The 25,915-nt window shown below is 64.0% G+C and carries 18 protein-coding genes; 6 read left to right on the top strand and 12 right to left on the bottom strand.

What is annotated here, in order from left to right:
• Nucleotides 1–58 precede the first annotated feature (58 nt).
• Both rpsB and AC5DC2_RS01285 read right to left on the bottom strand, forming a co-directional pair.
• Nucleotides 59–856: a 30S ribosomal protein S2 gene (gene rpsB / locus AC5DC2_RS01290; protein WP_036236970.1), complete on the bottom strand. Its 798-nt coding sequence runs from the start codon at nucleotides 854–856 to the stop codon at nucleotides 59–61.
• A 208-nt stretch (nucleotides 857–1,064) separates the two neighbouring features.
• On the bottom strand, nucleotides 1,065–1,874 hold the full coding sequence (locus tag AC5DC2_RS01285) for an EipB family protein (RefSeq protein ID WP_491697213.1): 810 nt from the start codon (nucleotides 1,872–1,874) through the stop codon (nucleotides 1,065–1,067).
• A gap of 95 nt (nucleotides 1,875–1,969) precedes the next feature.
• On the opposite strand from AC5DC2_RS01285, the gene AC5DC2_RS01280 reads away from it, so the two are divergent.
• The 5 genes from AC5DC2_RS01280 to AC5DC2_RS01260 are packed head-to-tail and all read left to right on the top strand — an operon-like array spanning nucleotide 1,970 to nucleotide 5,343.
• On the top strand, nucleotides 1,970–2,437 hold the full coding sequence (locus AC5DC2_RS01280; protein ID WP_024707964.1) for a RidA family protein: 468 nt from the start codon (nucleotides 1,970–1,972) through the stop codon (nucleotides 2,435–2,437).
• Complete coding sequence (locus tag AC5DC2_RS01275) at nucleotides 2,437–3,147, top strand: glycerophosphodiester phosphodiesterase family protein (RefSeq protein WP_491697212.1); 711 nt, start codon at nucleotides 2,437–2,439, stop codon at nucleotides 3,145–3,147. Before AC5DC2_RS01280 ends, AC5DC2_RS01275 begins: the two co-directional genes overlap by 1 nt.
• A gap of 23 nt (nucleotides 3,148–3,170) precedes the next feature.
• Nucleotides 3,171–4,346: a GNAT family N-acetyltransferase gene (locus AC5DC2_RS01270; protein WP_491697211.1), complete on the top strand. Its 1,176-nt coding sequence runs from the start codon at nucleotides 3,171–3,173 to the stop codon at nucleotides 4,344–4,346.
• A 28-nt stretch (nucleotides 4,347–4,374) separates the two neighbouring features.
• A complete protein-coding gene (locus tag AC5DC2_RS01265) occupies nucleotides 4,375–4,812 on the top strand; it encodes an HIT family protein (protein ID WP_036236974.1) in 438 nt (145 codons plus the stop codon).
• Between the two features lie 18 nt (nucleotides 4,813–4,830).
• Complete coding sequence (locus AC5DC2_RS01260) at nucleotides 4,831–5,343, top strand: MgtC/SapB family protein (RefSeq protein ID WP_491697210.1); 513 nt, start codon at nucleotides 4,831–4,833, stop codon at nucleotides 5,341–5,343.
• Here AC5DC2_RS01260 and AC5DC2_RS01255 read toward each other — a convergent pair whose 3' ends face one another.
• Together AC5DC2_RS01255 and AC5DC2_RS01250 are read right to left on the bottom strand one after the other, a co-directional pair.
• Entirely contained in the window at nucleotides 5,344–8,781 is a 3,438-nt protein-coding gene (locus tag AC5DC2_RS01255) for an ATP-binding protein (RefSeq protein ID WP_491697209.1), read from the bottom strand.
• Between the two features lie 3 nt (nucleotides 8,782–8,784).
• On the bottom strand, nucleotides 8,785–10,020 hold the full coding sequence (locus AC5DC2_RS01250; RefSeq protein WP_491697208.1) for a metallophosphoesterase family protein: 1,236 nt from the start codon (nucleotides 10,018–10,020) through the stop codon (nucleotides 8,785–8,787).
• Between the two features lie 146 nt (nucleotides 10,021–10,166).
• Here AC5DC2_RS01250 and AC5DC2_RS01245 point away from each other — a divergent pair, with 146 nt between their 5' ends.
• Complete coding sequence (locus AC5DC2_RS01245) at nucleotides 10,167–11,153, top strand: aldo/keto reductase (RefSeq protein WP_491697207.1); 987 nt, start codon at nucleotides 10,167–10,169, stop codon at nucleotides 11,151–11,153.
• 230 nt (nucleotides 11,154–11,383) lie between these two features.
• Here AC5DC2_RS01245 and AC5DC2_RS01240 read toward each other — a convergent pair whose 3' ends face one another.
• The 8 genes from AC5DC2_RS01240 to AC5DC2_RS01205 form a co-directional block, all read right to left on the bottom strand.
• A complete protein-coding gene (locus AC5DC2_RS01240; protein ID WP_491697206.1) occupies nucleotides 11,384–12,274 on the bottom strand; it encodes an NmrA family NAD(P)-binding protein in 891 nt (296 codons plus the stop codon).
• 101 nt (nucleotides 12,275–12,375) lie between these two features.
• On the bottom strand, nucleotides 12,376–15,288 hold the full coding sequence (locus AC5DC2_RS01235; RefSeq protein WP_491697205.1) for a valine--tRNA ligase: 2,913 nt from the start codon (nucleotides 15,286–15,288) through the stop codon (nucleotides 12,376–12,378).
• Nucleotides 15,289–15,504: 216 nt separating this feature from the next.
• The gene (locus tag AC5DC2_RS01230; protein ID WP_024707973.1) at nucleotides 15,505–16,254 is read right to left on the bottom strand and encodes a PopZ family protein; all 750 of its coding nucleotides are present in this window, start codon (nucleotides 16,252–16,254) and stop codon (nucleotides 15,505–15,507) included.
• Between the two features lie 152 nt (nucleotides 16,255–16,406).
• Nucleotides 16,407–17,075, bottom strand: a complete 669-nt coding sequence (locus AC5DC2_RS01225) for a protein-L-isoaspartate O-methyltransferase family protein (RefSeq protein ID WP_491697224.1) — start codon at nucleotides 17,073–17,075, stop codon at nucleotides 16,407–16,409.
• Nucleotides 17,076–17,385: 310 nt separating this feature from the next.
• The gene (locus AC5DC2_RS01220; protein ID WP_491697204.1) at nucleotides 17,386–18,117 is read right to left on the bottom strand and encodes a hypothetical protein; all 732 of its coding nucleotides are present in this window, start codon (nucleotides 18,115–18,117) and stop codon (nucleotides 17,386–17,388) included.
• 363 nt (nucleotides 18,118–18,480) lie between these two features.
• Nucleotides 18,481–21,006 (bottom strand): mechanosensitive ion channel family protein, encoded by a 2,526-nt coding sequence (locus tag AC5DC2_RS01215; protein ID WP_491697203.1) that lies wholly within the window; start codon nucleotides 21,004–21,006, stop codon nucleotides 18,481–18,483.
• A gap of 4 nt (nucleotides 21,007–21,010) precedes the next feature.
• Nucleotides 21,011–21,799 carry an HXXEE domain-containing protein gene (locus AC5DC2_RS01210; protein ID WP_491697202.1) on the bottom strand — a complete coding sequence of 263 codons (789 nt, stop codon included), beginning with the start codon at nucleotides 21,797–21,799 and terminating at the stop codon, nucleotides 21,011–21,013.
• Nucleotides 21,800–21,884: 85 nt separating this feature from the next.
• A partial coding sequence (locus AC5DC2_RS01205; protein ID WP_491697201.1) for an autotransporter outer membrane beta-barrel domain-containing protein occupies nucleotides 21,885–25,915 on the bottom strand: 4,031 nt, incomplete at its 5' end.

The following is a 25,915-nucleotide window of genomic DNA, read 5'->3' as shown; positions in this document are numbered from 1 at the left end:
CCGACCGGATCGGAATGTCAGCGGGCCGCGACCAAGCCGCGGCCCAAAGCCGAATGGCCTATTCGGCCGGCTTCTCGGCGGAAGCATCCTCGGCCGGCGCCTCGTCTTCCAGCGCGGTTTCTGCCGGCGCTTCGGAAGCGGCGCCAAGGTCGATGCCCTGGGCGCCCTGCTGGCGTGCGATGCCGTCGATGGCCGCGCGCGAGATCAGGTCGCAGTAAAGGGCGATGGCGCGCGAGGCGTCGTCATTGCCGGGGATCGGGTAATCGACTTCATCCGGATCGCAGTTGGAATCGACGATGGCGACAACCGGAATGCCAAGGCGCTTCGCCTCTTCGATGGCGATCTTTTCCTTGTTGGTGTCGATGATGAAGATCAGGTCCGGAACGCCGCCCATGTCGCGGATACCGCCGAGAGCGCGGTCGAGCTTTTCACGCTCGCGGTCGAGGTTCAGGCGTTCCTTCTTGGTGAAGCCCTGGGCCTCGTTGGCGAGAATCTCGTCGAGCTTGCGCAGACGCTGGATCGAGTTCGAGATCGTGCGCCAGTTGGTCAGCATGCCGCCGAGCCAGCGGGCGTTCACGTAGTACTGCGCCGAACGCTGGGCGCTGTCGGCGATGATCTCGGACGCCTGACGCTTGGTGCCGACCATCAGCACGCGGCCGTTGCGGGCAACGGTGTCGGAAACGATCTGCAGCGCGCGCGACAGCATCGGAACCGTCTGGGCGAGGTCGATAATGTGGATGTTGTTGCGGTCGCCAAAGATGTAGGGCTTCATCTTCGGGTTCCAGCGGTGGGTCTGGTGACCAAAATGTACGCCTGCTTCCAGCAGCTGGCGCATGGTAAAGTCGGGCAATGCCATGCCTTTTCTCCTTTTCCGGTTGAACCTCCGCAGACCTGAGACCAGACGTCAATGACGCCTGACACCGGCGGAACGCACCGGATTTCTCCCGGAACATCCCATGGCCTGCGTGTGGAATGAGGGCGCGATACCCCGTTTTGCGGCAAATTGCAAGAGGCGCGGCGCGGCGAAAGCCGGGCAGCCTGCCCGTTCGGCCGGATGCGGGGCCTCAGGGTTTGGATGAGAGCGCTTCCGGCGGCGCCTCGCAGCCTGCCGGTTCAAGCGATTCGAGACGCGTGAGTTCTCCCGCCATCTTGAAGTCGCCGAAATCCATGACGATGTCGCGGCTCACGCCCTCTGCCGAAAGCAGCATGGAGACGGTGTAGTCGGGCGTTTCGTCGCCCGAGACCGCGCCCATGGGAAAATAGGCCGTGGTGATCGGCCAGCCGGCCCTGCCGCCTTCCGTCTCCTCGCGGCCGCCGATCAGGGTGATGGCGCGCATCGTCTCCTCGCCGGAGCCGTCGAAGGAAACCGCTTCATAGGCGCGCCGTCCGTTCTGGGCGGCAAGAATCACATTGGCCATGTATTCGGTCGGAAACTCGGCATCCTGAAGCTCGACCGCCCTCGCCTCGTCGCCGCCAAAGGTGACGGAGATCGCGCGCTTTTCGGTGCGCTGGGCCTCGCCGACGGTCTCCGATTGCAGGGCGTTGTCGGAAAACAGCGTGCTGGAAAAGGCGAAGGCGCCTTTCTCTTCAAAGGATGACGACACCTGGTCGGTGACGACGCCCCCGTATTCGCGGGCAATGTCGGTGACCATGCGCATCTCGGTCACGTAGCCGGCGCAATCGCTGCCGGTGAAGGAATAGACGAAGCGGCCATGAAGCCCCTCGACCCCGGACTGGGCCGAAGCCCATTCAAGCGAAAGATCGTAAACGGCGCGATGCGGCAGCAGCGACACGGCGCCGAGTGCCGGTCCCGCCGCCTGAGCGCCGGCCGCGAATATGGTCCAGAAAATCCCCGTCGCCATGACTGTCCGCATGAACATTCCCCTTGGTTTTGGGGACCAATCGTATAGAAAAGTCCCGGTTCTGCCAATGTTGTTCAGTCCCTTTCCCGAAAAGCCCGGAGCCAGATATGCCCAACGTCGTTTCAGACCGCCTGAAGGCCCTTTCCATCACCCTGCCGCAAGCCTCCGCCCCCGCCGCCAACTATCTTCCCTTCACCCGGTCGGAGAACCTGCTCTTCATATCCGGACAGTTGCCGACGGAAAACGGCAAGATGCTCGCGACCGGACGTCTTGGCGCGGATGTCTCGCTTGAAGAGGGCCGGAAGGCCGCGCGCGCCTGCGCCATCAACATCATCGCGCAGATCAATGCCGCGCTTGACGGTGACCTCGACCGGGTCAAACGCATTCTCAAGCTTTCGGGCTTTGTTGCCTCCGCGCCGGATTTCACCGAACAGCATCTCGTCATCAACGGCGCGTCGGACCTCTTCGCAGACGTCTTTGGCGAAGCCGGCAAGCATGCCCGCGCCGCCGTCGGCATGGCCGCTCTTCCTCTCAACGCCGCCGTCGAGATCGACGCGATCGTGGAGATCGACTGATGCCGCGTCCCGACTGGCTGACGGCCCGGCCGATCGCCCATCGCGGCTATCACGACATGAACGGCGCGGTCTTCGAGAACACGATGCCGGCCTTTGAGCGCGCCATCGACAATGACTTCGCCATCGAATGCGACATCCGCCTTTCCGCCGACGGCAAGGTGATCGTGTTTCACGACGATGACCTGAGCAGGCTCTGCGGTCGCCCCGACACGATCGAGACGCTTGACGCCGAAGCGATCGACGGAATCCGCGTCGGCACGGGCGAGGCCGGGATTCCGCGCCTTGAGGCACTGCTTGAGGTAACCGCCGGGCGCGTGCCGCTGATCATCGAACTGAAGTCCGGTCCGACCGATCCCGACGTCTTTGCCCGAGCCGTCATTGCCGAAACCGCGCACTATGACGGCCCTCTGGCGCTGATGAGTTTCGAGCCTGCGCTGCTTGCCGCGCTCAAACGCGCCGGCGCGGCCTGCCCGCTTGGCCTGACGGCAGACGGACACGACGGGAAATCCTTCGATGCCCATCGCGCGACGATGCGGATCGGCCTTGATTTTGTCTCCTATTCTTATGATGATCTGCCCAACGACTTCGTCGCGGGCCTGCGCGACAGCGGCGTGCCGGTCATCACCTGGACCGTCCGCAACGAGCGCGCCCGCCAGATCACATTCCAATATGCCGACCAGATGACGTTCGAGGGTTTCGACCCCGCGTAACGGTCCGAGCCTTGAGAGTTCTGTTGAGCGAAAACCTGCAAATCCGCATCGAAAAAAGCTTTTCCGCCATTGCGAAAGCGGAATGGGACACGCTTGGCGGCACGCGCCCGGGCCTTGACGGCGTGGGCTACAACCCCTTCCTGTCCCACGCCTTCCTCTCATCACTGGAGGAATCGGGATCGGCCTCGCCCGAAACCGGCTGGCTCGGTCACCACCTTCTGCTGGAGACGGAAGACGGAAAACTGATCGGCGCGCTGCCGTGCTATCTGAAGAACCACAGCCAGGGCGAATATGTGTTCGACCACGGCTGGGCCGATGCGTTCGAGCGCGCCGGCGGGCGCTATTACCCGAAACTGCAGGCCTCCCTGCCCTTCACCCCGGCAACCGCCCCGCATCTTCTCGTGCGCGAGGGCTATGACAGGGCGACGGTGCAGAAGGTTCTGGCGGATGCGCTGGTGACGGTCAGCGACCGGCTGAATGTCTCGTCCGCCCACGTCACCTTCGTGCCGGAGGAGGAAACGCCTGTTTTCGAGGCGGCAGGCTATCTTCACCGCACCGACCAGCAGTTCCATTTCCTCAACAAGGGCTATGCCCGATACGAGGATTTTCTCGACACGCTGGCCTCGCGCAAGCGCAAGGCGCTGAAGAAGGAGCGCCGCGCGGCGCTTGAGGCCGGCATCACCGTCGACTGGCTGACGGGCGATGACCTGACCGAGGATATCTGGGACCAGTTCTTCACTTTCTACATGGACACCGGCAGCCGCAAATGGGGCCGTCCCTATCTGACCCGCGCATTCTATTCGCTGATCGGCGAACGCATGGCCCGCGACATTCTTCTGGTCATGGCCAGGCGTGACGGGCGCTATATCGCCGGCGCCATCAATTTCATCGGCTCCGATGCGCTCTTCGGCCGGCACTGGGGGTGCATCGAGGACCATCGCTACCTGCATTTCGAGGTCTGCTATCACCAGGCCATCGATTTCGCCATCGCCAACAATCTCGCACGCGTCGAGGCCGGCGCCCAGGGCGAGCACAAGCTGGCGCGCGGCTATGTGCCCGTCACCACCCACTCCGCCCACTACATCACCCATGACGGCTTGCGGAACGCGGTGGCCGCGTTTCTCGTTCATGAACGGGAGGACGTCGCGCATTTCAATGATATCCTGAGCGCGCACGCGCCCTACAAGAAGGGCGACTGAAGCGCCGGCAACAAGGGAGTGAAACACCATGGCAGACGAGACCCATATCGCCGAATATGAGGACGACAACATCTTCGCAAAAATTCTGCGCGGGGAAATTCCGGCGACGAAGCTTTACGAGGATGACGACGTCATCGCCATCATGGACGTGATGCCGCAGGCGCCGGGCCATGTCCTGGTCATTCCGCGCAAACCCTCGCGCAACCTGCTCGACGCCGATCCGGTGGTTGTCGGCAAGGCCATGGCGGTGGTGCAGAAAATGGCACAGGCCGTGAAGGCCGCTTTCAAGGCTGACGGCGTCTTCATCGCCCAGTTCAACGAGCCGGCCGCCGGCCAGACCGTCTTCCACCTTCACTTCCACGTCATTCCGCGCCACGAAGGTGTGGACCTGAAGCGCCACTCGGGCGTTATGGAGGAAAGCGCGGTCCTTTCGGCCAATGCCGAAAAGATCAGGGAGCACCTCTGACATCAATACGGGAGACCGATGGAAGCCCTGATTGACGATATCACCACGACAGGCGGTAGCGATAATCTGGTCTTCTTCGTCCGTCTGATGGGCGCGGCCCTCTTCGGCGGGCTGATCGGCCTTGAGCGGGAGATGCAGAACCACGCCGCGGGGCTGCGCACCCACATTCTCGTCAGCCTCGCCGCCGCCCTCTTCGTCATCGTCTCCACGGAAGTGCCGGACCTGATGCCGGAAGATTCCGATGTGCTCAGGATCGATCCGACGCGCGTGATCCAGTCGATCACCGAGGGCGTTGCCTTCCTTGCCGCGGGCATCGTGTTTTTCCAGAAGGGCACGGTGAAGGGGCTGACCACCGGCGCCGGGCTTTGGCTGTCCGGCGCAATCGGCCTCACCATCGGCCTCGGCCTCTGGACACTGGGAATTTTTTCCTCCGTCCTCGGCATCATCGTGCTCCTCGTCCTGCACAGAATAGAGGTGCACACCAGGCTCAGCCGCCGAAAGACCAAGGACAATCGTTCCGACGAATCCTGATCAGCGTTCCAGCGTCACGATATCGGCCTTGTCGCCAAGCGCGCTTCGGGCAATGTCGACAAGGCTTTTCTCATGCGTGAACAGGATCGTCTGGATATCGCCGTCGAGCGCTGAAAGCGAGCGCAAGCCGGCCGCGCTGCGTGCGTCGTCGAAGGTCTGGAAAATGTCGTCGACGATCAGCGGCGCCGGCTCGTTGCGGCCGGCGTAATCCTCGATGAATGCGAGACGAAGCGCCAGCCAGAGCTGGTCGCGCGTGCCGTCGCTCAGGCCGTCGACCGGCACTTCGCCGCCATCCGCGCGGCGGGCCGAAAGCAGCAACTCGTCACCGGCTCCGTAATTCTGCAGCAGCCCGTCGAATCCGCCCATGGTCAGCGCCGAAAAGTGCCGGCCGGCCTTCTTGAGGATCGGGTCGGCACGGCCGGCACGATACCGTTCCATTGCGGCATCAAGCAGATTGCCCGCAAGCTTCAGCACCACCCATTCGCGGGCAAGATCGCGCGCCTCCTCCTCGGCCGAGATCCGGTCGAAGGCCGCCTGTTCTGCGCTTTCCCCGCGCCCAATCTCCTGCTTCCTGTGGCGTGTCGCGGCACGGCGCTGCAACAGGTCTTCGCGAACGGTCTCGTCCTCTGCCTCCTCGGCGGCAAGCGCCTCGCGCTCCTGCCGGCAGGCGATCACGTCGAGCCCTTCGGCAAGCTTTCGGGTCTCCGCCTCGTCGGCCCCGTCACTGCCTTCGGCAAAACGGCGTCGGGCCTCGGCAAGCGCCTTTCGCGTCGCCGCGCGCTCGGAAAGGCGTTCCGGCAAACCTTCCGGCGCAAGGCCAGGCGGCAGGGAAGCGGCAATTTCCGCGGCCTCATCCCGACACGCCGTAAGCTCGGCCAGCAGCGATTGAAGTTCGGCGGCAAGCGCCTGGGCGGCCTCGTCAAGCGTCCTGCGGCGGGCGGCCGACGAGGTGTTGTGGTCGATCCGCTCGCTCAGTATCCGCACATATTCCCGGGCATTGCCGCCGACAAGATCGGGCGCAAGCGCACCGGCGAGCCGTCCGGCAGCCTCGCGAAAGCCCTCAATCCGCGCCCGGTCGGCGGCGATCTCGCGTTCCAGCCTTTCCTTCTTCTCCAGAAGCGGCGGCACCCTGGCCCAGAGCGCCAGCGCCGCCTCGGCCGCCTGAAGACCGGTCTCGCGCGCAAGGCCGACCGCGGCAAGGCAGCGCGCATAACGTTCGGCAAAGGCAGCGCGCACGGGCTCCAGCCTGGCAAGCTCCTGCTCGCGCCGGGCGATCGTCTGGCGGGCAGCCGCGATCTCGGCCTGCTGGCGGCGCGCATCCTCCCAGCGCTCGGCAAGTCGTTCAATCCGGGTCTCGACATAGCGCGCCAGCGCCGGCGCCGGCATATCGGCCTCCGTTTCGCCGGCAAGCGGGACAAGGCTCGCATGAAGCTCGGATCTCAGCCGGGCAAGGCCCTTCTGCCGGTCGATCAGGGCGTAGAGCGCCTCGCGCCGGTCAAGCAGCAGACCGACCTGACGCAGCCAGTCGCGCATCGCCTCCGGCGTTCTCGCCTCGACGCCCGCCGACGCGAAGAGCGCCTTATGCGCCGCAGTCGCCTCGGCGCGCTGCCCGAAAAGCCGCGCGCGCTCTTCGGCGTGCCGTTCAGCCTCGACGGCGAGCGCTTCGAGACGTCGGAGGTGATCGCCGTGCCGGGCAAGCTTTTCCGCCGTGTCGAGAGCACGGTCAGCCAGGTCGTCGGCGGCTTCGACCGAAGCGATATAGGTCTCAGGTTCACCTTCATGGGCTCTGAACGCGGCAAACAGCCGGTCTCGCTCCTCCCGCGCGACGCTGATGTCAGCGCGGGTCAATACCGGCCCCTCGCCTGCCGCCTCCGCCATCAGCGCCTCGATGCGGGCGCGTTCGGATGCCGCATCGGCAATCTTTTGTTCGACCGCCGCGATCTCCCCTTCGCAGGCGGCAATGGTTTCGCGCGCCGCGTCGAGCGCGGCGTCATCCGGCAGGTCCGCGCGCGACAGCGCATGAATGTCGCGCACGGCCGGGCGAAGGGCCGCGGCGTCGTCCAGAAGCGCGCGTTGTCGCCCTTCAATGTCGGCATCAAGCGTCTCCGCCTCCTTCAACCTAGCCAGGTCCGGCCGCAGCGCGTCGAAACGGCGCCGGAGCGGCGCCGGGTCGATCAACTGTCCGCCGCCGCTTTCGCTTTCGAGCCGCTCGACGTCGCGACGACCCTCGGCGAGGCCTTTTTCGAGCGCGGCGACGTCCCGCTCGAGCCGCGCGCCTTCCCCGATCGCGTCCTCCAGATCGGACAGCAGGATGTGGTTCGGCCTGTTCTGCTCGATACCGCCGATGTCCTGAAACCCGAGATCGAGGGCAAGGCGGGTCAGCCCCGATACCGTTTCCTGATATTCGGCCTCGCGTCCCGGCAGATGCTCCACCGCCTCGGCATGCAGTCCGCTTTCGGCGTAAAGACGTCTTATCTCGTCGCGCCGCTCGAGCAGGGCATCGTCGATTTCAAGTGCCTCAAGGTCACGCCTCAGCGCGGCGAGGCGCTCCGCCTTGCCGTCATGGTCCGCCTGAAGCCGGGCGGCGCGTGCCGCAAGCGCCTCAAGGCGCGCGCCGGTCTGGTCGGAAACGGTATCGAGTGCGACAAACCCCTGCAGGACGCGTTCATGCCTGTCGACCTCGGCAATGAGGCCGCGAAGCCTTTGCAGGCGGTCGAGCGCGGCCATGCGCGTACGGCGCGCGTGCTGACGTTCGCCAAGCGCCGCAAGCTCCTCCTCGATTTCGCTTTCCTCGCGCAGCAACGCCTTCCAGTCGCTGGCGTTGAGCTCCAGCGCGCGTTCGGCCCTGCGCGCCGCCTCGTGGCGATCGAGAGCCTGGTAGAAGGACCGGTTCTGCGACCGGCGCGGGCCGTAGATGCCATCGGCATCGGCGGCAAGCGCTTCGGCAACCGAGCGGAGCCCCGTCAGCCCGGATGCGGCGGAAAACAGAATCTGCCCGATTTCGCCGCCATCGGCCAGCATTTCGTCAGCCCCTGCCCGCAGCCGCTCGCTGTCAAGCCCGAAGGCCCGTTCGAACACGGTTCGGTCGAGACTGCCGAGATAGGCGGAGAGCGCATCGTCATTGAGCGCGGCCTCGCTGTCACCGCCGGCAGCCAGCAGCGTATCCTTGCGGCCCTTGCGACGGCGGAAGGCAAGCGTCTCGCCGGAGCGCGCGCGAATTTCCGCGCCGATCCTCAGATCACGGGCCGAATGCAGGAAATCATAGCCGACATCGCGATCGGGAAAGCCGAAGAGGAGATCGGAAAAGGCCGAGAGCGCCGAGGATTTTCCCGCCTCATTCGGCCCGTAGACGATATGCACCGCGGCATCGGGCCTGAAGGTTATGGCATGGTTGGAAAAATGTCCGTAGCGCAGGAGATCGAGTGAGAGAAACCGCATCGCTCAGCCCTCGCCCGCAAGCCGCGCGCGCAGGATGTCACGCGCTTCCGCCAGAAGCTCGGACTCGCTTGCGCCAAGCGCCTGCTCGCCCGCCGCGACGCCGCCCGGCAGCCTTCGGGAGATCTCACTGACGAGTTCGCTGATGCCGGCGTCTTCGCCGGCTGCGATCGAAGCGACCAGCGCATCGATGTCGACCACAAGCTCACCCGCTGCCTTTGCCCTTTCCGTGCCCGCTGCCTCAAGCGCGATCACAAACTTTTCAAGCCAGAGATCAGCGTGAATGCGGTGGCATGCGGCCTGAACGTGATCGCGCCACTGTGACCGTTCAGCCTTGATCCGCTCGGCTAAAGCATGACGACCGGACAGCGTGACCCTGAGCGCGTGGGGCCGCTCATCCGCCGCCTCGGCAAAGGGCGAAAGCGCCGCCTCGATTGCGCCGGGAATGGCGCTTTCGGTCAGGCTTTCTTCCAGCATCACCTCCACCGTCTCGAAGCGGGCGCAGTCCAGCATCACCCGTTCATAGCGCGGACGGCCGTCCTCGACGCTGACCAGCACCGCGCCCTTCGCCCCGGTCTCGCGGATATTGCGGCCCTGCAGATTGCCCGGATAGATCGTCAGCGGATCGGCCGAAACCTCTTCAAACGCATGGACATGACCGAGCGCCCAGTAGTCATAGCCGCGCGAGGCGAGATCGACGACCGAACACGGCGCATAGACGGCATGCGGCGGACGGCCGGACAACGAGGTGTGCAGCACGCCGATGTTGAAATGGCCGGGCACCGCCGCCGGATAGGCAAGCGCAAGATTGTCGGCCGCCACGCGTTCGGCAAAGCCCTGGCCGTGCAGCGCCACTTTCAGGTGCTCAAGGACAAAGGTCTGCGGTCTGCGGGTGGAGAATTCATGGACGCCTTCCGGCATGGCGATGGTGCGGGCGACGATACTCTCGGCATCATGATTGCCGCGCAGGAAATAGACGGGGATGCCGGCGCGCGACAATCGCGCGATCTCGCGATTGAAGAACAGGCCGATATGATTGTCCTTCCAGGCGCCGTCATAGACGTCGCCGGCGATCACCAGGAAATCCACCCGCGCGGCGAGCGCATAGTCAACCAGCGCGGAAAAGGCATCGCGCCCGGCGGCGGCGAAGCGTTCCGCCATCTGCCGGTCCTTCAGCATCAGCCCGGAAAGCGGGCTGCCCAGATGCAGATCGGCGGCATGAATGAAGCGGAAGGACGTCACAAATCACCTTTCCCTGTTTTTTCTTCGGCCTTCCAGAGGTAAAAGACCTTGGATTCGCACTGCAAGCCCAACCAGGCGCCGGACCGGCGCCTTGTCCCGTCCGCCTCTTTTTGGGGGCGGGAATCAGACATTCACCGGAGGAACGCATGCATTATCACAATTTCGGACGCACCGGACGCCCCGTCTCCAATATCGGCTTCGGCGCCTGGCAGATCGGCGGCTCTTGGGGTTCCGTCAGCGAGGAGGACGGTCGCGCGGCGCTGAACGCCGCGCTCGATGCCGGCATCAATTTCATCGACACGGCCGATGTCTATGGCGACGGCCGCTCGGAAAAGATCATCGCCGACGTTCTGGCAAATCGCGGCGGCGAAAAGCCCTTCGTCGCCACCAAGGCCGGACGCCGCCTCAATCCGCATATGGCCGACGGCTACAATCGCGAAAACCTCGAGGGCTTCATCGATCGCAGCCTGAAGAACCTGAAGACGGAACGGCTCGATCTGGTGCAGCTCCACTGCCCGCCGACCGAAGCCTTCTACCGGCCGGAGGTGTTCGAGGCTCTGGATGCGATCAAGGCCAAGGGCAAGATCGCCAATTACGGCGTCAGCGTCGAAAAGGTCGAGGAAGCGCTGAAGGCGATCGAGTTTCCCGGCGTCGCCAGCGTGCAGATCATCTACAACATCTTCCGCCAGCGCCCGGCCTCGCTGTTCCTGCCGGAAGCGAAACGGAAGAACATCGCCGTGATCGTGCGCGTGCCGCTCGCCTCCGGGCTTCTCTCGGGCAAGATCACGCGGGACACCGAGTTCGACAAGGAAGACCATCGCAACTTCAACCGTTCGGGCGAAGCCTTCGATGTCGGCGAGACCTTTGCCGGCGTGCCCTTCGAGATTGCGCTCGATGCGGTGGAGGAAGTGCGCAAGCATGTGCCGGGCGGGGAAAGCATGGCGGCCTTCGCGCTGCGCTGGATCCTGATGAACGAGGCGGTCACCGTCGCCATTCCCGGTGCCCGCAACGCCGAACAGGCCAGGGGCAATGCGCGGGCCTCCGACCTTCCGGTGATCGGCGCCGACGTGATGGCGGCGATGGAGGAGATCTACCGCAGCCGCATCGCGCCCCACGTTCACCAGCGCTGGTAAAGCTGACAAAGGCGGGACCGCCAGCGGCCCCGCCTTTTATCCCCAGACCACTCTTCGAACGGCAGTCCGGAATGAGGCCTGAAAGGAGCACGATCTGCTTGGCGAACACGGTACGGTCGCCGACACGCACATAGAAAAATGGACGTCATTCGCCCCGCCTGATGAGGGTCCGGGACCAGTGGCCTCTCCGGCACCTCCGGGCGGATGCGAAAACAACTCTGCCTATCACTTCAACTGGCGCCGTTCCGGCCGGAATTATCCGGCGCCGAACCAAGGGCGCGGCGAATATAGTCTCGCAATTCGGTCGTGCCGCGCGCGGGATTGCGGGGCGTTTCCATCGAGCCGTCAAGAACGGCGGACGTCATGCAGGCATAGGATTGCGCCGTCGCCTGCGAGAAACCGGATTGCACGAAAACCTCTTCCCAGCTTTCCCGCGGAATGACGTTAACGACAACAGGCCTCCCGGTAACATCGGAAAAGGCATCTGCAACATCCCGCGGCGTATAGGCGCGCGGCCCCTCGACATAACCCATGTCGGTGTCCCCGGCCTCGTCTACAAGCCGGCGCGCGGCCGCTTCGCCGACATCCTCCGGCGCGACCATCGGTAATGAAAAACCTTCGGGGAAAAAGCTCGGCAGAACGCCTTCGGCAAGCACGGAACCGGCCATGCCGCTCCAATTGCTCATGTAATAGGCCGCGCGATTGATCACGGCCTGCACCGGCATGGCCCTCAGTTTCTCCTCGAAACCGTAAAGCACCGTCAGGTCGCCGCATGGCCCGCCCGGCCGCGCGCCATAGGTTGAGGCTGCCACGACCTTTTCCAGCCCAGAGCCTGCAAGGGCTTCGATGATCGCGTCGACATAAAGCCGCTGATGCCTGTCCGCATCGCCGGCCGGATCGCCGTTCGGAACCAGCAGGAAAGCCCGGCTTCCGGCCCGGAACACCGCGCGCAGTCCGGCCGCATCGCCGATATCCGCGACCGCGATCTCAGCGCCCGAGCGACGAAGGTCCTCAGCCTTGTAAGGATGACGGACAACCACGGTAACGGGTTCGCCGCGCCGCAAGAGCGCGCGGGCGACCGCCGATCCGACCTGCCCTGTTCCTCCGAGAATAATGTTCATGCTTGGCCTCCCGTATGTGGCAACGCACGGGAGGATATCACCGCCGGGTGACAGAAACTGTCAGCAGCCAGGGCAAGTCCCTCGCCACGGACGCATGCGGATCACCCGGCCTCGCTCACCCGCGTCAGCGCCACGGCAAGCTGTTCGCGTTGCGTCTTCAGTTCGGCAAAACGCTCGCGTTCGGTTTCGACCACTTCCGGATCGGCATTGGCGACGAATTTCTCGTTGTCGAGTTTCTTCGCCGAGCGTTCGATATCCTTGTCGACCTTGCCGATCGCCTTTTCCAGACGCGCGGTCTCGGCGGCGACGTCGATCAGGTTGCCGAGCGGAATGCAGGCCGTTGCTTCGCCGATAATCACCTGGGCCGCGCCCTTGGGCGTCGTCTTTTCGAAGTCGAGCGAATCGACCCGTGCCAGACGCTCGATTGCGGGATAGTGCCGGGCGCTGCGTTCGCGGGTCACAGAATTCGCGCCGACGAAAATGAGCGGCGCCTTGGCCGCCGGCGGCACGTTCATTTCGGCGCGGGCGGAACGGATGCCGGAAACGAGATCGACCAGCCAGTTGATCTCGTCGGCAGCCGTGTCGTCGCGATAGAGCGGCACATGCCAGTCGGCGTGGCAGAGCAGTCCCTCGCCGCCGATATGGGCCCAGAGCTCTTCCGTCATGAACGGCATGAACGGATGCAGGAGCTTGTAGGTTTCGGCCAGCACATAGGCGACGCAGGCCTGGGCCTCGGTCTTGGCGGCCTCGTCCTCGCCCATGAAAACGGGCTTCAGCAGTTCCAGATACCAGTCGCAGAGTTCGTGCCAGACGAAGTGATAAAGCGCGCCCGCCGCCTCGTTGAAGCGGTAGGTTTCGATCGCCCGCGTCACATCCTCGGCCGTCTTCGAAAGCTCGGTCAGGATCCAGCGGTTGATCGTCTGCGTCGCCTTTTCCGGGCGGAAGGATGAGTCAAGCTTCATGCCGTTCATCTCGGCAAAGCGCGTGGCATTCCACAGCTTGGTGCCGAAATTGCGGTAGCCGGCGATGCGGCTCGTATCGAGCTTCACGTCGCGCCCCTGGGCGGCCATGATCGCCAGCGTGAAGCGCAGCGCATCGGCGCCATATTCGTCGATCAGGTCGAGCGGGTTGATGACATTGCCCTTCGACTTCGACATCTTCTGCCCGTTCTTGTCGCGCACCAGGGCGTGCACATAAACGGTGTGGAACGGCTCGATCGGATTGCCGTGCTCATCCTTCATGAAATGCAGCGCATCCATCATCATGCGCGCGACCCAGAAGAAGATGATGTCGAAACCGGTGACGAGAACGCTGGTCGGATAGTAGCGCGCCAGTTCCTCCGTCTTTTCCGGCCAGCCGAGCGTGGAGAAGGGCCAGAGACCGGAGGAGAACCAGGTGTCGAGAACGTCCTCGTCCCGGGTCAGGATGTTGCCGGGCTCGTAATTCTCAAGCTGCTCCTCGACCCAGGCCTTCCACGGACCTTCGTGGGAAATATAGTGCTGGATGGCCGCCTCGAGCGCTTCTTCCTCGGTCTTCTCGACGAAGACGGAACCATCCGGGCCGTACCAGGCCGGGATCTGGTGTCCCCACCACAGCTGGCGCGAAATGCACCAGGGCTCGATATTCTCCATCCACTCGAAATAGGTCTTTTCCCAGTTCTTCGGCACGAACTTCGTGCGGCCCTCGCGAACGGAAGCGATGGCCGGCTCGGCCAGCGTCCTGGCATCGGCGAACCATTGGTCGGTCAGCATCGGCTCGATGACGACGCCAGAACGGTCGCCATGGGGCTGCATGATCTTCTTGCTCTCGACGAAGGGGATATCATTGCCCTCCTCGTCCTTCACGGTCACGGCAAGACCCTCGGCATTGATCGCATCGACGATGCGCTTGCGCGCGGCGTAGCGGTCGAGGCCGCGATATTCATCGGGCACGAGATTGATGTCGTCGACGTCAGCCTCGCCCGGCAGTTCGCCGGATTTCGCGATCTTCATGGCCTGGCCGGCACAGGTCGCGTAGGGCTCGCCGTCCGCGCGCATCGCCGCCTTCTCGTCCATCAGGCGATAGAGCGGAATGTGGTTGCGGCGGGCGACCTGGTAGTCGTTGAAATCATGCGCGCCGGTGATCTTGACCGCGCCGGAGCCGAAATCCGGGTCCGGATATTCATCGGTGATGATCGGGATCAGACGGCGATGTTCGTTCGGTCCGACCGGGATTTCACAAAATTTTCCGACAATTGGCGCATAGCGCTCGTCTGACGGATGAACCGCGACCGCGCCGTCGCCGAGCATCGTTTCCGGGCGCGTGGTGGCGATCGAGATATAGTCGCGTTCCTCTTCGAGGATGACGTTCCCGTCCTCGTCCTTCTCGACATAGGTGTAGGTCTCGCCATCGGCCAGCGGATATTTGAAATGCCACATATGGCCGTCGGTCTCGCGGTTCTCGACCTCGAGATCGGAGATGGCGGTCTCGAACTGCGGATCCCAGTTGACGAGACGCTTGCCGCGGTAGATCAGGCCCTGCTTGTAGAGCGTGACGAAGACTTCGAGAACCGCCTCGGAAAGCCCCTCATCCATGGTGAAGCGTTCGCGCGACCAGTCGCAGGAGGCGCCGAGGCGCTTCAGCTGGTTGAGGATCTGCCCGCCGGATTCATCCTTCCACTCCCAGACCTTGTCGATGAAGGCCTCGCGGCCCATTTCGCGCCGGCCGGGAAGCTGTCTTTCCATCAACTGGCGTTCTACGACCATCTGCGTGGCGATGCCCGCATGGTCCATGCCGGGCTGCCAGAGTGTATCCTTGCCGCGCATGCGCTCGAAGCGCACCAGAATGTCCTGCAGCGTGTTGTTGAGCGCGTGACCCATATGCAGCGAGCCGGTGACGTTCGGCGGCGGAATCACAATGCTGAAAGACTCCGCCCCCGGCCTGGCGTTGGCGCCCGCGCGGAAGGCGTCGGCCTCCTGCCAGCGATCCGCGATCTTCGGTTCGACGCTGTTCGCGTCATAGGTCTTGTCAAGCATTTCCGTGCCAATTCCTGTTTTGAAAGGATGGCCGGCGCGCGCGGCCGACCGTCCTCTCCGGTTTTTGACGACCCCCGGTTTTGCCAGCAGAAAGCCGGTCGAGAGCCAGATGTTGTTAAGCGTTTGGCGCGAAGCCTGTCAACAACAAAGCCGCCCCGAAAAGGGACGGCCCTACGGCCCGAAGGCCTTAAAAAACAGGCGAGCGGCGCGGCGCAATCAGCGCCGACGCATGCGCTCGAGTTCGCGCGCGACCACATTCTCGACGATCGAGGGCATGTGGGTTTCGAGCCAGTTGCTCAGGAGCGGACGGAGCTCTTCGGCAACGATTTCCTCGATGCTGCGCGCGCCCTCGCGTTCGAGCGCGAAGGAAAGTTCGCGCAACGCCTCGGAGATCCGCATCTCCGATTCCGCGGACAGCAGCGGTGCGTCGTCGCCCGCGGCTTCCGATGCGTCCTGCTCGTCGCCCGGCTCGAACTGGCCGGACGCCTCGCGCACCTGGCGGGCGACCTCGCCCATCGTGCCCGGATAGACCGCCTGGAAGGACGACTGCCGGTCGTCGGAAGCCCCTTCATGGGAAGGTTCCTGCCGATAGGACGGCTCTTCCGGCGCGGGCTGAGCCTGTTCCTCCACGCGATAGACCTGCTGTTCGGCCATCGGCGGCTCCTGCCGCACCGGCTCGGGCTGAGCCGGCTCCTCGGAGGCAGCGGCCGGCCCGTCGCCGGCGTGATGACGCGAAACGATCACCGGCTCGCTCGCGCGCTCGTCTTCGCGCTGATACCAGTCATCTTCGCGATGGCCTGAAGGCTGCTGGCGCGTCTCGTCGCTGCGGTTCTGCGCGCTTTCGCGCGTCTGCGGGGATCGGTAACCGGGCGAACGGCCGGCATCCTCGCCGCTATCGATGATCCGCCGAATGGACGCCAGAATCTCTTCCATCGTCGGCTCTTGCTGCAACTTCGGCTGCGCCATGACAAACCTTTCTGCGCGCTTATGCGAGTTTTCCGTCGACCCGAATCATACCCGAGGATAATCCCGTTCCAACAGGCCCCGCCCTGAAAACATCGTGTTTTCAGGGCTGTACACAGTTTTTTTGGGAAATGAGCTGCCTTGATGACGCTGACTCAGAACTCAAAGGCCTTTTCGCGCGTGAAGCCCGGCAGCGGCTTCACCGCGGCATTGAAGGACAGGAACTCGGAAAAGACGTCGCCATCGCGGCGATAGATCTTGGCGCGCGCGGCATTGCCGGCGCCTTCGACGCAGACCAGTCGCCCGCCGTCGCGCAGCTGTTCGAGCAGCGCGTCCGGAATGTATTCAACCGCGCCGTTGACGAAGATCACGTCATAGGGCGCTTCCGAAGGGTAGCCCGCCGTCAGGTCGCCGACGACAGCGGCGGCATTGTCATAGCCGAGCTCCAGAAAATTGTCGCTCGCCGACTGAACCAGGTCCTCGTCACTGTCGATGCCGACGACCGACTGGGCAAGCAGGGAGAGCACCGCGGCGGCGTACCCCTCACCCGTGCCGACGACGAGAACCACATCCTTTTTGGACACTTCGACCAGCTGAATCAGCTTTGCGAGCGGCGACGGCTCCATCATGTAGCGGGCGGGACTTTCGGCTGTGGCCGGCTTTACCTGGATATCCTCGTCGATATAGGCAAGCGGCTTCAGCCCGGCAGGAAGGAATGCCTCGCGCGGGACCGAGAGAAACGCGGAGATCACCGGATGCGCCGTGACATCGGTGGTGCGGATCTGGCACTCCACCATCTTTTCACGCGCCGTTTCGAAATTCATCATCGCCATCAACCTCACAGTGCATTTTCGCCAGCCATCGGGAGCCACGGGAAACCGTCACGCCGCCTGAGCATTTTTCTTAAATGCGCCGCCGCCCCGTGGCAAGACGTGAGTATGCCGCATCGCCAATTTGCGGCGTTCGCCGGCAAGACCGGTTCCGCCTTGGATGGAAGCGCGGAGCCGATCCAGACATGTGTTTTGGCGCATTTTCGCGGATGGCCGATGTTTCCACCTGACTGCGAAATGCTGACATGAAAAAGGGCGCGTCGCCCGCGCCCTTCCCGATGGTTCCCATTTCAAGATCCGATTGTCAGCGGAATTCATGCACCAGATTGCACAGACGCTGGAGACCCTGATCGTAGTTGTCAGGCGTGCGCATCACGCTGCCGCACTGGCGGCGCACCACCTGCTGTTCGTCGCCCGAGAGCTGGTCGAAGGCCGTCACCAGGCGCTGGTCGTCCCGGCCGGACGGCATTTCGCCGCCGCCGGCCGTGCCGCTGCCGCCTGTACCGCCGCCATTGCCTCCGCCGCCGCCGCCGTTGTCGCCGCCATCGCCGCCGCCTATCGGGCCGCCGGGCGCGCCGCCGTCATCCGAACCGCCGATGCCGACATCGACATCCGCGCCGATGCCCGATCCGCCGCCGACATTGGCGTCAGCCGAAGCGTTGACGCCGGACGAGCCGCCGACGCTGGCATCCACGTCCGCGCCAATCCCGGAGCCGCCGCCGACATCGGCATCTGCGCTCGCATTGACGCCACTGTCGCCGCCGACGCTGGCATCGACGCCCGCATCGACGGCCTGACCGCCCCCGACATCGGCGCCGGCATCGGCGTTGACGCCATTGTCGCCGCCGACGCTTGCGCCGACATCGGCGCCGACGCCGCCGTCCGCGTTCTGACCGACGTCGACGCTGGCATTGATGCCGTTCTCGCCGCCGATGCTGACATCGAGCGCGCTTGCCGGTCCGGCGCCCGAAAGGGCAATTGCGCCCGCAAACACGACACCGGCCAGCAGTTTCGATTTATGACTGAATGCAAACATGTTTTCCTCCTTGCGGACCGCGCGGTATTCAGGCGCACCCTGAAACGACGGCTCCCATTCCCAAGTATCATAGGCCCCAAGTATCATAGGCCCCAAGTATCATAGGCCTTTGCTGCGGCTCCTCTCGGCCGCGTGACAGTTGAACGGCCGCCAGTGGAAAAAGGTTCCTGGAAAGGCAGGTATTCGCAACAGGCATATGATTTCAGGAATATATTTCTGAAGAAAAATATCCGGGCAAAGCTGCTTCAGACCTTGCAGAATTCATGACAGCGCAATCACTTCTTGAACGATTACAGAAGAAAGGCGCTTACGGCATTGACAGGACCCCGTAGGCGAGGACGCGGATCTTGCGCCCGCCCCTTTTCACTGCCTGCGAAAACGGAACAGCCCGAAACGCCTTTCCCGTCCCTTTTCCGCGGGGCCGGAGGGGTTGTACTGCTCATCCTCGGGCGGGGCCCCTTCGGGCGGGAAGTCGAGCGTGTCCCTGAGAGCGGAAACCTCGCTCGCCGCGAGGTTCGGGAACGGAAGCTTTCCCTCGTCGCGCCAGCCTGCCACCGCCTGTTCGGCAGCCTCGCCCTTGTCGGCGTCGATGCCGCGATCACGCGCGAGATAGAGGGTGCGGGCCGGAGATGCGAATTCGCTCCCGGACTTTTCGACGATATCCATCATCCGCAGAATCACGTCTTCCTGGATGGCGAGAAAGTCAGAATAATCGACGGTGCGGATATAGGCGAAGATTTCGTATTCGATTCGGTTCTCGCTGATCCCGAGAAGGCGCACGCGCGCCGGATCCGGCAGGACCTTGGGATGCGCGATCAGCATGCGCCGGATTTCGGTCAAGAGATAGCGCAACTGGTCCCGGCCGGTCTCCGGCCTAAGGGCAAAGCGCCGGCGCATCAGCACACTGTCGCGACGGGTGAAGTTCTCGATGCTGTCGGAGATGAAATCGGAATTCGGAATGGTCAGCAGCGTGCGATCCAGCGTGCGGATGACGGTTGCCCTGAGCCCTATATGCTCGATCGTTCCGATCCGACCGTCGAAACGGCCGAGATCGTTGACGTCGACGGGCCGGTCGACGAACAGGATAAAGGCCGAGATCACGTTCTCCAGCGTCGAACGCGCGGCAAAGGCGATCACAATGCCGGAAATGCCGAGGCCCGCGACGGCCGCGCCGTAGGGAATGGACAGCGCATCGGCAAAGAGCAGGATATTGGCGCAGACCAGGAGAACCTTGACCAGGCCCACCAGAAGCGATGCAAGGATCGCCCCGCGCGAATTGATCAGGCCGGTGCGATCGACGGCATTATACAGCCGGTCGACAATCCAGAACTCGACCGGGATCGCGCCCGCGATCATCATCAGGACCGCCATCGACTTGATCGCGCTGCCGAATTCGGAGGGCAGGCCAAGAATGGCGAAGCCGAGATAGTTGATGACGCCGAAGGCGAGAAGGCGAAATCCCCAGATCGCAAAGGCACGGCTGCTCGCCGCCTTCTCCGTCGGATGGCCAAGCCGCGCGGCAACCGAAATGAGAAGTCCGACAACAAGGGCGGCGACAACGGCGACGATGAAAATGGCGACAAGACCGGCCCATTGCCAGGCCTCCAGCGGGCCGACCGGCTGCAGCGCCGCGGGCGCCGCCCCGGCGACAATCGCGCGGATCCTGAAATACGGCGCCTTCGAATGGGCGTCATAGGGCAGAACCCGGACGGATGGCGGCAGGTTTTCCGTCGCCGCATAAAGCCCGCGCACGGACCGCACGGTTTCGGGCGTGAACTTCCATTCCACACCGTCATCCGTCTCGGTCGGGGCCAGCACGATATCGCCGGCCGGGTGGGTAAAATAGACAAAAGGCTCCAGCGAACCGGGATCATTGGGAATTTCCTGGAACACGACCTCGCCGATCCGGGCGATCACCTCGTTCAGATATTCAGCGACAAGCACCGACTGGCGGTCGCGCACCACCGTCGGCATCTCGGAAAGATCGAGCGCTGCAATCGCGGTGTCCTGCATGGCCGGGCCGGCGCGCATGGCGTCAACGAAGCTCTCCATGGCGGCGCGCGGCGTCGAGCCTTCGAAACGGCCGCCGCCCTTGTAGCCGCCGCTTTGTGCGTTCGCCGCGATGTCGGAGAACAGAGCTTTGACAGAGTCGGCCGGCGGCGCCACCATGAACCAGTCCGCCCCGACGCGGCGGAACTGCAGCGGCAGCGTCCTGCCGTCAAAGCGCGTCAGCACGAGCTCGGGCTCATCGGCCTCGGGCGCCTTCGTCTCGAAAATGTCCGGATCGACGGTGAACTGGTCTAGGAGAAGCACGAGCGGCGCCAGTTCGCGGGCGTGGTTCTCGCGCCCGCCCTCCGGAAAGATCAGCATGGAGAGGAGGTCGTCCTGATATTCCAGCCGTCCACTCTCCACCGCCTCGGCGGCGATCAGGAAGGTGCGCAGCGTCTCGGAGGGCGAGGACTGAAAGGCGCGAAGGGCCTGGTCATGATCAGTGCTGATCCGCGCGCCCGTCCACCACTGCTTGTTGCCGAGCCGCCCGACAAAACTGCTGCCGTCCTCCGAGAGGATGAACTCGAACGAGCCGCTGCCCTTCGGCGTGGCCCATGTCCCGACAAGCCGCCTGCCCTCGGCCTCGCCTTCGAGCCTGCCGTTATAGGCAGGGTAGCGCCCGGTGACATGCGTGCCGTCCTGCTGCATGTAGACCCGCGCGCCGCCATCGAACCAGCGCGAATCCCAGGCGCCGGTCCATGAGGCGGGCGCAGCGCTGGCCAACGCCGAAAAGCCCGCGACAAGAACGATCAGGAGCGCGAGGACGATGGGCAAACAGGCGCGCGACGAAAAGCATCCGTCAACGCTCCCGTTTGCCTTTTCCGTTGATTTCTGCGCCAAGATCTCAGCCCCCCACCGGTTTCATAGCCGCTCCGTGCGGACCGTTGCGCAGGACAAGACAGGGCACGACCGACCAGATCACGAGAAGAGCAAAATAGACGATTTCCGGAATGAGTTGGAAATAGCCGGTCGCCAGAAGACCGGCAAACATGATGATATGGGCGATCACGCCCCAGCCGACGCTGGCAACGACCTCCCGTCGGCTGGCGATGCCGGCCTTCAGAAGCCGGTGATAGACTGCGAGCGAAAGCGGGAAGAACAGGACGATCGCCGTCAACAGGCCCGGATTGTAGCCGCCCTTCAGGATCGCCATACCGACATGGCTGACGGCGTTTATCAGGACGATCGACACCATGCACAGCGCCGGAAACAGGTGATGCCGCGCGCTCAGGATCGCAAGCGCGGCCACAAGCCAGACCAGCGATGTGTTGATGACGAAAACCCCGGCATCGGTAAGCGGCGGCGGCGTGCCGGCCGGGGCCCGTATCAGGTCGAGCAGCACCATGTTGACATAGGGTTTGAAGGCGTAGACCTGGCCGAAGAGATCGACCCAGTGTTCCTCGAACTGGTGAATGATATAGGCGATCCACAGGATCAGCGCATAGAGACCGATGTCATCGTCGGAGAACCGCAAGGGCCTGTCGGAAAAGGCAAAAGCGAAGAAGAGCAGGAACGGCGCCATGAAGGTGCCGAGCTTCATCCAGCCGGTCAGCAGAAAACCGTGCTGGCCGAGCGGCAGCCACAGCATGGCGAAGGCCATGGCCAGAAAGATGAACGCCCGATTTTCCGCCATGCCCTGCCTCCGCCGCGATTCCCCCGCTTAACCCGAGGTTAGCGATGCCTGAAATTATGGCAAGCTCCGCCGCGGCGGAAGCCGGTCAGAACCGGTAGCCGAACCTGATCGAGCCGGTATGCGACTGGTAGTCATCGGCAAACGCGCCGTCATACTGGAATTTCAGCTCCATGCCCTGCCGCTTGGCAAGGTCCAGCCCGAGCGTGACATGGCCAACCGTGTCGGCGATCGGGGTGAAGGTGGAGAAACTGTCCATCGACGAGAGACCGGCAAAGCGCGATGTCGTTTCCCAGCTATCGGCCGTCAGGAACGAAACGCCGAGATCGCCGTAGAGCCGCGCCGGCCAGTCCTCGAGGAACGGGATCCGCGCGCCGAACTCGATCCCCGGGGTGACGCCGAAAGCCGTATCCGAATTGCCGTCGACCATCAGGTTCATCGCCCCGGCCCCGGTTTCGGTATAGCCGAACTGATGCATGTTGATGACGTCGAGATCGATCTTGGGTCGCATGTAATACTCGTCGCCGAAGGCGAATTCGTAGGAGGCGCGGGCGCGGGCGAAGACCATCGCCGAATCCGGTTCGCCATGCGCCGTCGCCGTCAGCGTGTCGAGATTGATGTAGCGTTTGGAATCGCCCCAGTTGTAACCCGCACCGCCAACGAAGCCGAAGAGCCAGGGGCCGGCCTCCTTCTTCAGCGCCACCGCGCCGGTGAAGGATTGCTGCTCCATCTTTTCAGAGCCGCTGTCATTGCGGAACCAGCTGTTCTCGTAGGTCAGGCCCGAGCCGAGGAACCAGCCATCGGCAAGCGCTGCCTGCCCGCCGAACTGCAAGCCGCCGACCGACTGGGTATAGCCTGAGGAATCGCCGTTCGCCCCTTGCGTGGTCTCGCCGCCAAGCGCGCGGCTCCACACGCACGACCCCTCGTCCATCATCACGCCCGTTGTCGCAAAGGCCGGGCAGGAGAGCACGCTGTTGGCGGCCGCGATCGCCGCCGACGGCGAATCGGCCAAAGGCGCCGCCGCCGTCTGCGAGGCCAATTCCAGCAGCATGTCGTCAAATGTGTCGGGATCGGCCTGATGGAACGCGCCGAAGGCCGCGCCGAGCGAGATTTCGTCCTCGGCGAATTTCACCTCCGTGGCGCTGCCGTCCGCGATCCGGTCCCAGGCCTGCTGCATCGCCCGCGAGACGCCGCCCGCATTCCTGCCGAGCGATACGCCGTTGTCGGCAAAATGCGCATCGGCGACGGAAAACCCGTGCCAGCCCTCGGCCGATTCCGTCACATCGGTAAAATCGAAGACCAGGGAGGAAAGCGCCGTGAGTTCGGCCGTATCCATGCCCTCCGCCTTCAGGAACTCTGTGCGCGTGTTTGGCAGCAGAGCGTTGGCATTGACGTCAACGCCCCAGGTGCCGGCGAAATCGCCTTCCACCAGAAGCGTGTCGGCCGTGCCGTTCTCCATATCGACGTCAAGCCCGGTCAGGAGGCCGCCCTTGCTCGAATTTTCGGTGCGCCAGTCGATCCGGTTGCTGCGGTCGAAATAGCTGAAGGGCGAGAAGGTGGTCGAAAGGCCGAGATCGGCGACGTCATAGGCGCTGCCCGCATCTTTGGTGCCGACGCCGACAAGGTCTCCGGTCACCCGCGTCCGGACCGTGTTCCATTGACCGCCCGGACTGATGTTGCCGGCGTTCAGAATGCTGCCGGCATCGGCGATATGACCGGTCACGAACGTGCCCGTGCCCTGGTTGACGAACAGGCTGGAACCGGCGCGCGCCGTCGTCCGCACCACGCCATCGGCTGCCGATGCGGAGCTTGCGAACCTGTGTCGAACGACATTGCCGGTCACGGTGCCGTGATTATATTGCATGAGCAAGGTTCGGTCGGCTCCGGAGGCATAGACGGCACCGCCGCTATAGTCCCCATTGCTGGCCGCAGCCGTCGAGCCGGTGAGGACGCCGTCGCTGCCGACCGTCAGCGTCATCGACACACCGGTTGCCTGTCCCCAAACGCCCCAGGCGGTCGGGTCCGAAACCTTGACGCTGCCGTTGATCGTAACTTCGAGATTGCCGTTCTGCGCATTTGCGGCAACGTCTGGATCCTGCTGGTCGTTGAAATTGGCGAGCGTGCCGGCATAGGTCTTGCCATTCTGCAGGAAGATGCCGCCCGAGCCGCCGATAGCCTGGGCAAAGACGCCATGCGCGTATTTGCCGGTAGTGCTGACGCTGCCGTCGACGATCACCGAGACATAGCCGGTCTGTTCCGCGATGCCGGAATTGTTGGAATAGTAATATTGGTTGCCTGTCACCGTCTCCCCGTAATAGCGGTAGAAAGCGTTCAGCTTTTGGGCAAGGTCCGCCGAAACGCCGCCGCCGCCGGAGACCGTCTGGGCGAGGATGCCGAAGGCCCCATCGCCGGAGGTGACGATGGAGGCGTTTTCCTTGACGTTGATATCGACGTTGTGGGCGCTGGCGGGCGCCTGCTTCTGCACGAAGCCGGACTGATCGAAATTGCTGGCCGCCGCCGTCAGGAAACCGCCGCCGCCGGCGATTGACTGGCCGGCAATGCCCACGGAGCGTTTGCCTGATGTATTGATCGAGCCGGAGTGGTTGACGGTGACGTTCTGCCCATCGGCGTGACCGTTATCGCTGCCGCCGCCGAAGGTGGAGCTGATGACGCCGGAAATGCTCTCGTCATTCACCGCGTTGTAGGTGCCGAGCGCAACGCCGGCGAAACCGCCGCCGCCGCCGATCGACTGGCCGAGGATGCCGTTGGCGTTGTCGCCGGAGGTGGTGATCTTTGTGCCCGCGATCGTATCAACGAGCACATTGCCGCCATTGCGCGTGCCATCGGACTGGCCTTGCGCCCCGAACTTGATCGAGACCTTGTCCATGGCATAGCCGGTCTGGATCGCATGTCCGCCGCCGCCGCCAAGCGACTGGGCAATCACGCCGTTGGCGGCAAAGCCCTCAGTGTAGATATTCGCGGCATAGACCGTGACATGGCCGCCGTCGCCGGCCGCGCCGCCGGTTGCGCCGAAGGAGATCGTCGAGATATCGAGGTCGGCTTCCGGTCCGGACACCGTGACGCTGTTGGCGCTGGACGACGTCGAGACCGCGCCGCCGCCGCCGCCGATCGACTGCGCCAGAACCCCATGGGAAAACGAGCCATAGGTCTTGGTCGTGCCCTTTGACTGCGACGAGCCCTTCTTGTCGACGCCCACATAGACATTGCCGCCGTAACCGCCATCGCCGCCGGAAGCCCCGGTATTGGCCGATAGCGTCACGCCGACATCGAAGGAGGGATGGGCCTTGACCCAGTCGGAGAACTTGACCTTGGTTTCCTTCTCGAATTCGAAGGCGTGGCCGATGGAGCTGGTGCCGGAGCCCCCCTGCCCGCCGCCGCCGCCGATCGACTGGGCAATCAGGCCGGCCGAGGAATCGCCCTTGGTCAGGATCGTGCCGTTGTTCCAGGCATAGACGCTGCCGCCATCGCCACCCTCGCCGCCGGTGGCGCCGATGCCGACTTCGAGCTTGTTGTCAGCATCGACATTGCCGGTTCCGCCGCCGCCCTTGCCGCCGCCGCCGCCGACGGAGTGGACGAACAAGCCGGTCGAATTCGCGCCGTAGGTCCTGACCGCGCCGCCGCCGGCGACACCGCCATAGGCCGACCCGCCGTCGCTGCCGCCGCCGGCCTCGCCGCCGATGGACAGCGTAAGATTGAATGTGGAACTGCCGAAATAATCGATGCCGTCGGTCTCGCCGGTTCCGCCCTGGCCGCCGCCGCCGCCGATCGATTGCACCAGCATGCCGTCGGCGAAATCGCCGCTGGTGGTGATGGTCCCGTAATTATGCGCATAGGCCTTGCCGCCGCTTCCGGCCGCACCGCCATCGCCGCCGAGCGAGAAGGTGAGCGTCGCGGTGACGGAATCCCCTTCAAGCTTCTTCTGAAGCTCCGCTTCTCCGCCGGTCAGCTTGCCGAAGGCGCTCTGCAGCGTCGCCGTTCCCGCCGCCGCCGTCGAATCGCCGCCCTGGCCGCCGCCGCCGCCGATCGATTGCACGTGGAGGCCGAGCGAACCGTCCCCGGTCGTCGTGACGGCGCTCTTGTCCTTCAGCACCGCAGTCG

The sequence above is a fragment of the Martelella sp. genome, assembly GCF_984369615.1.
This window is presented reverse-complemented; position numbering and strand designations above follow the sequence as displayed.